Annotated in this window: 8 protein-coding genes and 1 tRNA gene; 4 read left to right on the forward strand and 5 right to left on the reverse strand. The window is 61.9% G+C overall.

Translation table 11 applies throughout. From position 1 onward, the window contains the following. Nucleotides 1-3: 3 nt before the first annotated feature. The 3 genes from AC3RCM_RS01160 to AC3RCM_RS01170 all read right to left on the reverse strand — a co-directional run bounded on the left by AC3RCM_RS01160 (nt 4) and on the right by AC3RCM_RS01170 (nt 2,581). Nucleotides 4-441, reverse strand: coding sequence for a CBS domain-containing protein (locus tag AC3RCM_RS01160; RefSeq protein ID WP_010951586.1), 438 nt, complete (start codon nt 439-441; stop codon nt 4-6). 170 nt (nt 442-611) lie between these two features. Beyond that, nucleotides 612-2,342 (reverse strand): dipeptidase, encoded by a 1,731-nt coding sequence (locus tag AC3RCM_RS01165; protein WP_064491759.1) that lies wholly within the window; start codon nt 2,340-2,342, stop codon nt 612-614. 162 nt (nt 2,343-2,504) lie between these two features. Next, nucleotides 2,505-2,581, reverse strand: a tRNA-Arg gene (locus AC3RCM_RS01170). A 475-nt stretch (nt 2,582-3,056) separates the two neighbouring features. Between AC3RCM_RS01170 and gabD the strand changes: the two genes are divergently transcribed. The 3 genes from gabD (at nt 3,057) to AC3RCM_RS01185 (ending at nt 7,356) form a co-directional block, all read left to right on the forward strand. After that, nucleotides 3,057-4,499 (forward strand): NADP-dependent succinate-semialdehyde dehydrogenase, encoded by a 1,443-nt coding sequence (gabD, locus tag AC3RCM_RS01175; protein ID WP_010951596.1) that lies wholly within the window; start codon nt 3,057-3,059, stop codon nt 4,497-4,499. Between the two features lie 182 nt (nt 4,500-4,681). Then, nucleotides 4,682-5,959, forward strand: coding sequence for a 4-aminobutyrate--2-oxoglutarate transaminase (gene gabT / locus AC3RCM_RS01180; protein WP_003255866.1), 1,278 nt, complete (start codon nt 4,682-4,684; stop codon nt 5,957-5,959). A gap of 137 nt (nt 5,960-6,096) precedes the next feature. Then, on the forward strand, nt 6,097-7,356 hold the full coding sequence (locus AC3RCM_RS01185; protein WP_020192581.1) for a response regulator: 1,260 nt from the start codon (nt 6,097-6,099) through the stop codon (nt 7,354-7,356). A gap of 89 nt (nt 7,357-7,445) precedes the next feature. Here the strand turns inward: AC3RCM_RS01185 and AC3RCM_RS01190 are convergent, their stop codons facing one another. Continuing rightward, nucleotides 7,446-8,474 carry a GGDEF domain-containing protein gene (locus AC3RCM_RS01190; protein ID WP_064491760.1) on the reverse strand — a complete coding sequence of 343 codons (1,029 nt, stop codon included), beginning with the start codon at nt 8,472-8,474 and terminating at the stop codon, nt 7,446-7,448. 99 nt (nt 8,475-8,573) lie between these two features. After that, complete coding sequence (desA, locus tag AC3RCM_RS01195) at nt 8,574-9,758, reverse strand: delta-9 fatty acid desaturase DesA (protein WP_014589316.1); 1,185 nt, start codon at nt 9,756-9,758, stop codon at nt 8,574-8,576. 146 nt (nt 9,759-9,904) lie between these two features. Between desA and dibA the strand changes: the two genes are divergently transcribed. Further along, nucleotides 9,905-11,800 (forward strand): phosphodiesterase DibA, encoded by a 1,896-nt coding sequence (gene dibA, locus AC3RCM_RS01200; RefSeq protein WP_064491761.1) that lies wholly within the window; start codon nt 9,905-9,907, stop codon nt 11,798-11,800. The last annotated feature ends 16 nt before the right edge of the window (nt 11,801-11,816 follow it).

Consider the following 11,816-nt stretch of genomic DNA (forward strand, 5'->3'; position numbering starts at 1 on the left):
GCTTCATTCGCCGCGGATGTACTGCTCCATTTGCTTGATCAGGCTCGCCTGTTCGTCAATGGTTTCCTTGACCAGGTCGCCGATCGACAGCAGGCCGAGCAATCTGCCGTTGTCGACCACCGGCAGGTGACGCAGGTGCCGGTCGGTCATCAGGTTCATGCAGAAATCGAGCTTTTGCTTGGGCTCCACGGTGACCACCGGTGCGCTCATGATTTCGCGTACCGGCGTGGCGGCGGAAGAGCGGCCCTTGAGGACCAGTTTGCGCGCGTAGTCCCGCTCACTGACGATACCCACTACCTGGCCACCCTCGACCACGGGCAGCGCACCGATGTTTTTCTCCGCCAGCAGTTTCAGGGCGTCGAGCACCGAGTCATCCGGGCCGATGGTGTACACGGTCTGGTGCTGGGACTTGGTCTTGAGGATTTGTTCGACGGTCTTCATACGGGCCTCTGCGGGTGAAAAAAGCACTGTCTCGGAGTAACTAAAGCATCCGGTACGGCGCTCTGCACGGCAATGCAGGAAACGGCATGGAGGCGATTGAAAAACGTCATGGCTGATCGCTTGTAGCGGCCTTTTCGCGGCTAAAGCCGCGAAGAGGCCGGTACTGCGCATCAAAGCTTCGGCATCTGCCCGATCCGCGCCACCATTTCGCTCACCACCTGCAAGTCCAGCATGAACTGCTCCACGGTCTTGAACTCGTTGTCGTTGTGCCCGGTGTACTTCACGTCCGGCATGGCCAGGCCAAATTGCACACCGTTGGGAAGATCGTGCACCGAAGTCGCGCCGGCCGAGGTTCCGAACTCATGCTTCATACCCAGGTTCTCGGTGGCCACAGCGAGCAGAGCCTTGACCCATTCGCCTTCAGGGTTGCGGTACATCGGCTCGTCCAGGCTGAAGTCGAACGCCACCGAGGTGTTGCTTTGCCGGGTCCATTTGCCCAGTTTGTCGGCCAGTTCGTCCTTGATCGTGGCGATCGGCTTCCCCTTGGGAATGCGCAGATTCACCGCCAGTTTCAAGCCTTTGTCATCCACCCCGACAAAAGTCAGCGAGGTGGTCAGCGGGCCCATGAACGGGTCCTTGAAGGCCACGCCGAGCTTGTTGCCCAGGTAGTCCAGGCCCCAGTTTTCGGCGGCGTAGCGGGCCGCGTCGGTAAAGTGGTTGTGCTTGAGCGACACCTGCTGGCCGAGGCCATTGATGAAATCGAGCATACGCGCCACCGGGTTGATGCCGGATTCCGGCTCCGAAGAGTGTGCGGAAACACCGGTCACGGTGAGCAAGACTTGCTTGCCGTCGGCCTTGGCGTCGATGCTGAAGTCGCTTCCATGCTGCTTCACATATCTGGCGCCGGCTTGCTGCAGGTGCTTGACCAACTGTGCCGGGTTGTCAGAAATCAGGGTCGCAACCGAAGTTGTCGGGATCTGGTTGGTGGCCAGGCCACCGGTCAGGTTGACGATCTCGGCACCCTTGCCGCTAGCCGGGCGCTTGGTGAAGCTGGCCATGACCGTGCCGTAGCCTTTCTCGGCAATCACTACCGGGTAGCCGCCGTCGAGGGCCAGGTTGTAATCGGGCGTAGGGTTGCGCTCAAAGTAGTAGGGGATGGCATCACCGCTGGTTTCTTCGGTAGTGTCGATCAGCAGCTTGAACTGCCGGGCGAGCGGCAGGTTTTCGTCCTTGGCCACTTTCAGCGCGTACATCGCCACCACGATGCCGTTCTTGTCGTCTTCTGTGCCGCGGCCGTACATGCGGTCACCCACCAGGGTGACCTTGAACGGGTCCAGGCGCGTACCGTCGGCCAGCTTCCAGTTGTCCGGGTTGACCGGCACGACGTCAGCGTGGGCATGGATGCCGATCACTTCCTTCCCGCTGCCCAGCGAGATCTCGTACACCCGGTTGTCGATGTTGCGGAAGGCCAGGCCGAAGCGGTCGGCCAAGGCCTTGATCTTGTCGGCGATCTTGAGGAATTCAGGGTTTTCGTACTGCGGCGTACCCTCGACATTGAAGGTGGGGATGGCTACCAGTTCACGCAGGGTTTCGGTCGCGGCTTTGCCATACTTGATGCGGGTATACAGGCCGAGCAGGCGGTTGATCTCGTCTTGTTGCCCGGCGGCCAATGGCTTGTCGGCCAGGTAGGCGTCGACGGTTGCCTTGAGGTTGTCGGCCTTGCCCTGGTCGCTGTCTTTGAGCTTGCCGAGGAATTGCCTGAAGTCGCTTGGGTCGCTGCCGTCAAAGGCTTTGATGATGGCTGCGGACTGCTGCTGGGTGAGGTTGGCTTGAGCAGGCAGGGTAAACAGGCCGATGCCGGCCAGCAGCAGGGTGGTGGCGGTGAATTTTTTCAACTGCATGGTTGTGCGCATTCCTTTGCCAATCATTGTTCAGGGTTACCCGTTCGGGAAACGGGAAGACGCCCACGCTAACACCAATGACCCGTGGTACGGGAGTACCAGAAAGGTGACGTGTCGCACAAACGAAAAAGCCCCGGGCTCAGGCCCAGGGCTTTCTTGATATGGCGCACTCGGCGGGATTCGAACCCACGACCCCTGCCTTCGGAGGGCAGTACTCTATCCAGCTGAGCTACGAGTGCAACGCGCACGCATGATACCCATCTGTGTCGTTGACGTCCATCGCCTTGATCTGTAGCTGTTTTTACCGCGTTGGCTGTGCAGATCCCTTTGGGGTGGATACACGACAATACCGATCGGAAATGAACAACGGTGGGTCGGGGAGACCGGCCTTAACCGGGCGCACGCCAATGCCATCGATTACGGCGCCGATGACGACAGCATCATCGTTTCAGCCCAGCATCAGGGCGGGGGGGAATTGGCCGTGACAAGCAGTAAAACGAATTTTTGCTTCGCCCCACGTCCGGCCGCAGCATCGTCTACCCTTCAGCGGCCATTCTGCGGGCGATTTCAGATGGGCTGTTCAACCATTCGTTCTTTTTTTCGAACAGCCTATTGTCCAACACCCCAGCAGCCGCTTAGCATTCGTTTGAGATTTCAAACGCTCGATGCCCTGCCTTGGGCGCTTTTCAACAATCAACAATTCGGGAAGCCGACATGCAGCTCAAAGACGCTCAGTTGTTCCGCCAGCAAGCCTATATCAATGGTGAGTGGCTGGATGCGGACAACGGCCAGACCATCAAGGTGACCAACCCGGCCACCGGCGAAGTCATCGGTACCGTGCCGAAGATGGGCACCGCGGAAACCCGCCGCGCCATCGAAGCTGCCGACAAGGCCCTGCCGGCCTGGCGTGCCCTGACTGCGAAAGAGCGCTCGGCCAAGCTGCGTCGCTGGTTCGAACTGATGATCGAGAACCAGGACGACCTGGCTCGCCTGATGACCACCGAACAGGGCAAGCCGCTGGCCGAAGCCAAGGGCGAAATCGCCTACGCGGCCTCGTTCATCGAGTGGTTCGCCGAAGAAGCCAAGCGCATCTACGGTGACACCATCCCGGGCCACCAGCCAGACAAGCGCCTGATTGTCATCAAGCAGCCAATCGGCGTTACCGCGGCCATCACCCCGTGGAACTTCCCGGCCGCCATGATCACCCGTAAAGCCGGCCCGGCCCTGGCCGCTGGCTGCACCATGGTCCTCAAGCCGGCTTCGCAAACCCCATACTCCGCTCTGGCGCTGGTCGAGCTGGCCCACCGTGCCGGCATCCCGGCTGGCGTGCTGAGTGTGGTTACCGGCAGCGCCGGCGAAGTTGGCGGCGAACTGACCGGCAACTCCCTGGTACGCAAGCTGTCCTTCACCGGCTCGACCGAAATCGGTCGCCAGCTGATGGAAGAATGCGCCAAGGACATCAAGAAGGTTTCCCTGGAGCTGGGTGGCAACGCCCCGTTCATCGTGTTCGACGACGCCGACCTGGACAAGGCGGTCGAGGGCGCGATCATCTCCAAGTACCGTAACAACGGCCAGACCTGCGTCTGCGCCAACCGTATCTACGTGCAGGACGGCGTCTACGACGCGTTCGCCGAGAAGCTGGCCGCTGCAGTTGCCAAGCTGAAGATCGGTAACGGCCTGGAAGAAGGCACCACCACTGGCCCGCTGATCGACGGCAAGGCTGTCGCCAAGGTCCAGGAGCACATCGAGGACGCCGTCAGCAAAGGCGCCAAAGTGCTGTCCGGTGGCAAGCTGATCGAAGGCAACTTCTTCGAGCCGACCATCCTGGTTGACGTACCGAAGACCGCTGCTGTCGCCAAGGAAGAGACGTTCGGCCCACTGGCGCCGCTGTTCCGCTTCAAAGACGAAGCCGAAGTCATCGCCATGTCCAACGACACCGAGTTCGGCTTGGCCTCGTACTTCTACGCCCGTGACATGAGCCGTGTGTTCCGTGTCGCCGAAGCCCTGGAGTACGGCATGGTGGGTATCAACACCGGCCTGATCTCCAACGAAGTGGCGCCGTTCGGTGGTATCAAGGCTTCGGGCCTGGGCCGCGAAGGTTCCAAGTACGGTATCGAGGACTACCTCGAAATCAAATACCTGTGCATCAGCGTCTGATAGCACGGTAAAGGCTTTACCTCTGCCAGCGGGGCGCGAGAGCGACGTCTCGCTGGCCTTTTTTACATTGCAGTACCTGGTGGCCAGGGCGTTCACGACAGTCGATCAACGAATACTGTTCGCGAGCACTCCCAGCCGCCCCCGAATAAAAGCGCCATTCCTGTCGGCGCAATGAGGGCATTATGAGCAAAACCAACGAATCCTTGATGCAACGTCGTGTAGCTGCCGTTCCACGTGGCGTCGGCCAGATCCACCCGATCTTCGTCGACACCGCGAAGAACTCGACCGTGATCGACGTTGAAGGCCGCGAACTGATCGACTTCGCCGGCGGCATCGCAGTACTGAACACCGGCCACCTGCACCCGAAAGTGGTTGCAGCCGTGCAAGAGCAGCTGACCAAGGTCAGCCACACCTGCTTCCAGGTGCTGGCTTACGAGCCCTACGTAGAGCTGTGCGAAAAGATCAACAAGCTGGTCCCAGGCGACTTCGACAAGAAGACCCTGCTGGTCACCACCGGCTCCGAAGCCGTTGAAAACGCCGTCAAGATCGCCCGTGCTGCCACTGGCCGCGCTGGCGTCATCGCCTTCACCGGCGGTTATCACGGCCGTACCATGATGACCCTGGGCCTGACCGGCAAGGTCGTGCCGTACTCCGCTGGCATGGGCCTGATGCCAGGCGGCATCTTCCGCGCCCTGTTCCCGAGCGAACTGCACGGTATCAGCGTTGATGACGCCATCGCCTCGGTCGAGCGCATCTTCAAGAACGACGCCGAGCCGCGCGACATCGCCGCAATCATCCTCGAGCCAGTACAAGGCGAAGGTGGCTTCCTGCCAGCGCCGAAAGAGCTGATGAAACGCCTGCGCGCCCTGTGCGACCAGCACGGCATCCTGCTGATCGCCGACGAAGTACAAACTGGCGCTGGCCGTACCGGCACCTTCTTCGCCATGGAACAGATGGGCGTTGCGCCTGACCTGACCACCTTCGCCAAATCCATCGCTGGCGGCTTCCCGCTGGCCGGTGTGTGCGGCAAGGCCGAATACATGGACGCCATCGCGCCTGGCGGCCTGGGCGGTACCTACGCCGGTTCGCCGATCGCTTGCGCCGCGGCCCTGGCCGTGATCGAAGTGTTCGAAGAAGAAAAACTGCTGGACCGCAGCAAGGCTGTGGGTGAGCGCCTGACCGCCGGCCTGCGCGAAATCCAGAAGAAGTACCCGATCATCGGCGACGTCCGTGGTCTGGGCTCGATGATTGCCGTCGAAGTCTTCGAGAAGGGCACTCACACCCCGAACGCTGCTGCTGTTGGCCAGGTTGTCGCCAAGGCTCGTGAAAAGGGTCTGATCCTGCTGTCTTGCGGCACCTACGGCAACGTCCTGCGTATCCTGGTTCCGCTGACCGCCGAAGACGCGCTGCTGGACAAAGGCCTGGCCATCATCGAAGAGTGCTTCGCTGAAATCGCCTGATGTGACGCGCTTCAGAAAAAACCCGCCTAGGCGGGTTTTTTTATGCCCAGATAAGCCGCGTGGCGCTATGGTTATCTGAGGACTGGCTTTGGAAGCTGCGACGGACTGTGTGTCAGGTTATTCAGGAGTAGTTGGCGATGAGCGCTGCAGCCCCCACCCCACCAAGCGTACTGATTGTCGAAGGCGATCCTTGGGTACGGGACATGCTCAGCGAGATGCTGCTCAGCGTGCGCTGTGACGCCCGCCTGCAGGTATGCGCGGACGGCTCGCAGGCGCTCAGTGCCTTGTCCAGCAAGCCTGACCTGATCATCGCCGCCCGTGAGCTGGCCGGTGTCGACGGCCTCGACCTGCTGCGCAAGGTGCGCGCCAAAGGGCCAGGGGTGCCGTTCATTCTCATGAGTAACCGCAATGACAGCGCCAGTGTGCGCGAAGCGCTGCCCCTGCACCCCACGGCGTACCTGAGCAAGCCGCTGAACCTGGATAACCTGCGCAAGCGCCTGCAAGAGTTGCTGCTGGCCGTTGGCGAGGAGATCGCCTGCCCGGTACCGGCGTTGCAGGCGGGGGCCACCCTGTCAGCCTACCTTGAGCAGCGTCGCGCTACCGCCGATGGCGGGCCGCTGCTGGCCGATGTGCAGGTAGCGATCAATCGAGCGCTGAACCCCCAGGGCCTGAACCTCAGGGTGCTCGAAGAGGAAGTGCGTAACGACCCGCAAGTGACGGCGGTGCTGATCGCCGCCGCCAATAGTGCGGCATTGCACCGTGAAGCCCCGGTGCAGACGTTGCTGCAGGCCCTGAACAAGCTTGGCAGTACCCAAAGCATGAACCTGATCCTGGGCATGACCCTCAAGCGCAGCGCACGCCTCAGTGACCCGCTGTTGGCGGAGCACGCGACCCGTTACTGGGACCTGTCACTGCACACTGCCGAATATGGCCGCACTTTGGCGCGCATGCTCGAGCTGGACGAGGGGCGTTGTTACTGCGCGGGCTTGCTGCATTGCCTGGGCGACCTGGCGGTGTTGCGCTGCCTGCAAGAGTGGCGGTTGGCCGGGGGGGATCTGGACGAGCGCAATGTGCAGCAATCGCTGGAAGAGTTTGCTGCGGCATTCGGCTCGGCGTTGCGTACTCGCTGGCGTTTGCCGCTGGCACTGCGCGAGCTGATCGCTGCGATCTACCAGTTGGGTGGTGGCGTTTACTCGCTGGAGATCCTGGCCATGAACCTGGCTGGGCAGTTGTCGCGGCTGCCGGCTGGGCAGGGCCTGGAGAAGGTGGCCAGCGGCAAGACGGCGCGGCTGCTCAAGCTTGGCCTGCCGGAGCTGAGGCGGTTGCGCAAAGAAGAGAACCCGGAAGTAAAGCCGCAGGAAGAACCGCCGGTGGCTGGGGCCGAGGTTTCCAGCTGAGATTCGGGGCCGCATTGCGGCCCTTCGCGGGCTTGCCCGCTCCCGCAGGCCCTCGAATACCGGCCAAAGCCAGTGCCCGTGCCGCCTGATCAGCCGCGGACTATCTGGTTCTTGCCCTGCCGCTTGGCCCGGTACATTGCCGCATCGGCCCGCGCATACAGGCTGTCCAGCGCCACATCCTCGTCGGTCAGCCCGGTCAGCCCCTGGCTCACCGTCACCCCGTACGTCTGCTGGCCATGGGTGAAGCTCAAGTGCTGAATCTGCCGTTGCAAGCGCTCGGCAATCTGCTCCGCTACCTGGGCGTTGCAGCCCGGAAACACTGCCGCAAATTCTTCGCCGCCAATGCGTCCGAACAGGTCGCCCCGGCGTAGCACGGCCTTGCCGCTGTCGGCGATGTGTTGCAGCACCTGGTCGCCTTCCTGGTGGCCATAGCTGTCATTGATGCGTTTGAAGTCGTCGATATCCAACAGCAGGAAAGCCAGCGGTGTACCGTCCTCACGTGCACTGTCGAAGGCTTGCTGGGCACATTCGAAAAAGTGCCTGCGGTTACTGCTCTGGGTCAGCACGTCGGTGGTGGCCAGGCGCTGCAGTTCGCCTTCAAGCTGCTTCTTCTCGGTGATGTCTTCGGCGATACCGACAATGATTACCCGGTCGCTATCGTGCTGCTGGTTGATGTAGCACTTGTCGCTCAGCCAGCGCAGTTGCCCGTCGGCATTGAGGATGCGGTACTCGCGGTCTTCCACCGCGCCCTTGAGCAGTACCTGGGCCAGGCTACGTTCGGCGAACTCGAGGTCGTCGGGGTAGATGCTGTCACGCCATTCGTTGTAGTCAGCCAGCACCAGGCTGACCGGGCGGCCAAAGATGCGCTCGTAGGCTGGGCTCACGTACAGCACCTGACGGGTTTCCCAGTCGAAGGCCCAGAGCACTGCGTTGACGCTGTCGAGCAACGAGCTGAACAGCTGATCACGCTCACTCAGGCGGGCAACCTCTCCTTGGGCGTGGAGCAACGCCAGTAAAGTCTGGGCGGCTTCGGGAGGAGGGGTGCCGGGGAAAATCGTTGGAATGTTCTTGGCCATGTGCACGGAGCAGGTCTCAACGTGAAAGCGTGCGGCCAGCATCCGGCCCGCCACGCAGGCGATATTCCGGATTCGAGTGGAGAGGTGGGGGCGAAGTTCCGAATGGCACGCCCCGCTGCGGGGCGTGCCGATCAACGGCGGTCAGGCGCCGGTCGGGCGCAGCGAGTAAGTCTTGAGTTGTGCTGCGAAGTCGCGCAGTGCCTGGATGCCGCTGGTTTCGGCCTCATGTACCCAGTCTTTCATGGCTGCCAGCATGTCGTGGCCGTTGGCACTGGTGCGCGCCCAGATCTGCTGCAGGGCCAGGCGCTTTTCGTAGATGGTTTTCAGTGCCTGGCTGTGCGCGAGCATGGACTCGATGCGCACGTGGTGGCGGTCTTCCAGCAGGCTGGTTTCGCGAGACAGCAGCCGCTTGGCCCGGCGGAAACGGTGACGCACCGAGGCGTCGACACGGGCCAGTTCCTGTTTCACCAGCGGGCCGATCACCAGCTTGCGGTACTGGGCCATGATCTGGAAGCGGTTGTTGAGGATGGCCATGGCGGTGTCCATGTCCAGGCTGGCCTTGCCGGCCACCCGGTGGGCGATGGGCGCCACGCGCTGCACCTTGGCCAGACGCAGCAGGCAGAACAGGCGGATCCACGCCCAGCCCATGTCGAACTCCCAGCGTTTGACCGAGAGCTTGGCCGAGTTGGGGTAGGTGTGGTGGTTGTTGTGCAGTTCTTCACCGCCGATGACGATGCCCCAGGGCACCAGGTTGGTGGCGGCGTCGCGGCATTCGAAGTTGCGATAGCCGAGGGCATGGCCCAGGCCGTTGACCACACCGGCGGCCCAGAACGGAATCCACATCATCTGCACCGCCCATATGGTGATGCCCAGGGTGCCGAACAGCAGCAGGTCGATTACCGCCATCAGTGCGATACCGCCCAGTTTGTAACGCGAGTACAGGTTGCGCTCGATCCAGTCATCCGGGCAGTTCTTGCCATAGATGCGCAGGGTTTCGGGGTTGCGCGCCTCTTCACGGTACAGCTCGGCACCTTTGCGCAGCACTGTGCCCAGGCCCTTGTACACCGGGCTGTGCGGGTCGTCGGGGGTTTCGCACTTGGCGTGGTGCTTGCGGTGGACGGCGGTCCACTCGCGGGTGTTCTGCGCCGTGGTCAGCCACAGCCAGAAGCGGAAGAAGTGCTTGAGCGCGCCGTTGAGCTCCAGGGCCCGGTGCGCGGAGTAGCGATGCAGGTAGACCGTGACGCTGACAATGGTCACGTGGGTCATCAACAGAGTGATGCCGACCAGTTGCCAGGCCGACAGGTCGAGCAGGCCGTTATACCACATAGGTGCAAATACCCTCGAAATGCAGGGGGAAGGGCTGATTATCCCTTGGCGGGGAAATAAAACCAGTCAACCGTTGAGATAGGAGGTCACGACATGTTTCAGCCTTTATAATGCCCACTCCTTTTTGATGGCCTTTCCCACCCGACATGTCTGTTTCCGTTCGCGACGCCTTGCGCATGGCTGCGCTGTATGTGGTGCTCTCGATCCTCTGGCTTGCGCTGGCGGAGGTGATGCTGCACAGCATGACTGACGATCCCTTGGCACTGACCGTGGGGCGGCAGATCAACGTGGTGGTCTGGGTGCTGCTCAGTGCCTTGCTGATCTATGTGTCGCGCGTGCGCCTGCTCAATTTCATCGGCCATGGCGCGCGTTTGCGTTGTGAAGACCGTGAACGGCTGCGCATGGCTGCCGCAGTGTTCGACAGTACCCTCGAAGGTGTGCTGGTGACCGACCGCCAAGGCCTGATCGTGCACGTCAATCGTGCCTTCATGCGCATCACCGGCTACCAGCAGGATGAGGTTATCGGCCAGCGCCCGAGCAAGTTCAAGTCGGGCCACCATGGCCTGGCCTTCTACCAGGAGGTTTTCGCCACCCTGGCCGAGAAGGGCGAGTGGAGTGGTGAAATCTGGAACCGGCGCAAAAGCGGGGAAATCTACCCGCAGTGGCAGACCATTTGCGCCATTCGTGATGACGAGGGTGAGCTCAGCCATTACGTGGCGGTGTTCAGTGACATCAGCGCCATCAAGCATTCGGAACAAGAGCTTGCCTACCTCGCCCACCACGACCCGCTGACCGGCCTGCCCAACCGCCTGCTGTTTACCGACCGGCTGGAGCAGGCATTGGCGGCTGCGCAGGCCAACAAGCGCGGTTGCGCCTTGTTGCTGCTGGACCTGGATCACTTCCAGAGCATAAACGACGGCCTGGGCCATACCATTGGCGACCAGTTGCTGAAGCTGGTGGGCGAGCGTCTGGGGGAGGTGTTGGGTAACGGTGTGACCCTGGCGCGTCTGGGCGGCGACGAATTCGGCGTGCTGGTCGAGAACTGCCAGCAGGTCGGCCAGGCGGGCAAGCTGGCGCAGTGCATCATCGAGCGTATGCGTGAGCCGTTTCAGTTCGACGGCAATCGTCTGTTCATCAGCGCCAGCGTCGGAATCAGCCTTTACCCCAGCGATGCCTTGGGTGCCGAGCAGTTGCTGCGCAATGCCGACTCGGCGTTGTACAAGGCCAAAAGCAACGGGCGGGCCTGCTATGCGCTGTACACCGAAGAGCTGACCGCCCACGCCCAGCATCGGGTCGAGACCGCCGCTGAATTGCGTCGGGCCCTGGAGCAGGATGAACTGCGGGTGTACTTCCAGCCGGTACACGACCTGGCATCAGGCCGACAGGTCGGGGTCGAGACGCTGGTGCGCTGGCAGCACCCCAGGCGCGGTCTGGTACCGCCGGGCGAGTTCATCCCGATTGCCGAACGCACCGGCCTGATTGCCGAGATCGATACCTGGGTGCTGCGCCAGGCCTGCCGGCAAATGGTGCAGTGGCAGGCTCAAGGCCGGCAGCTGGCATTTGTGGGGGTGAACATCTCCAGTCGCCTGTTTGGCCAGCATGAGCTGTATCGGCAGGTAGCCGAAGTGCTGCACGACACCGGCCTCGCCCCGGCCTTGCTGGAGCTGGAAGTGACCGAAAGCGCGGTGATGGAAGACCCTGAGGTGGCGCTGGAGCAACTGCACCGCTTGCGTGAACTGGGGGTGACCCTGGCCATCGACGACTTTGGCACCGGGTATTCGTCACTGCTGCGGCTCAAGCGTTTGCCGGTGCAGAAGCTGAAAATCGACCAAGGGTTTGTGGCTGGGTTGCCAGTGGATGAAGACGACATCGCCATTGTGCGGGTGATCATCGCCTTGGCCCGTAGCATGGGTATGCAGGTGCATGCCGAGGGCATCGAGCAGGCGGAACAGGCCAGCTTCCTGCTGCAGGAGGAGTGCCAGTTGGGTCAAGGGTACTGGTTCGGGCGGCCAGTGCCGGCTGCGGATCTTCGCTGGGATTGAGACCGGGCTGCAAAGC

The organism is Pseudomonas sp. GW823-FHT05G12 (assembly GCF_058795575.1).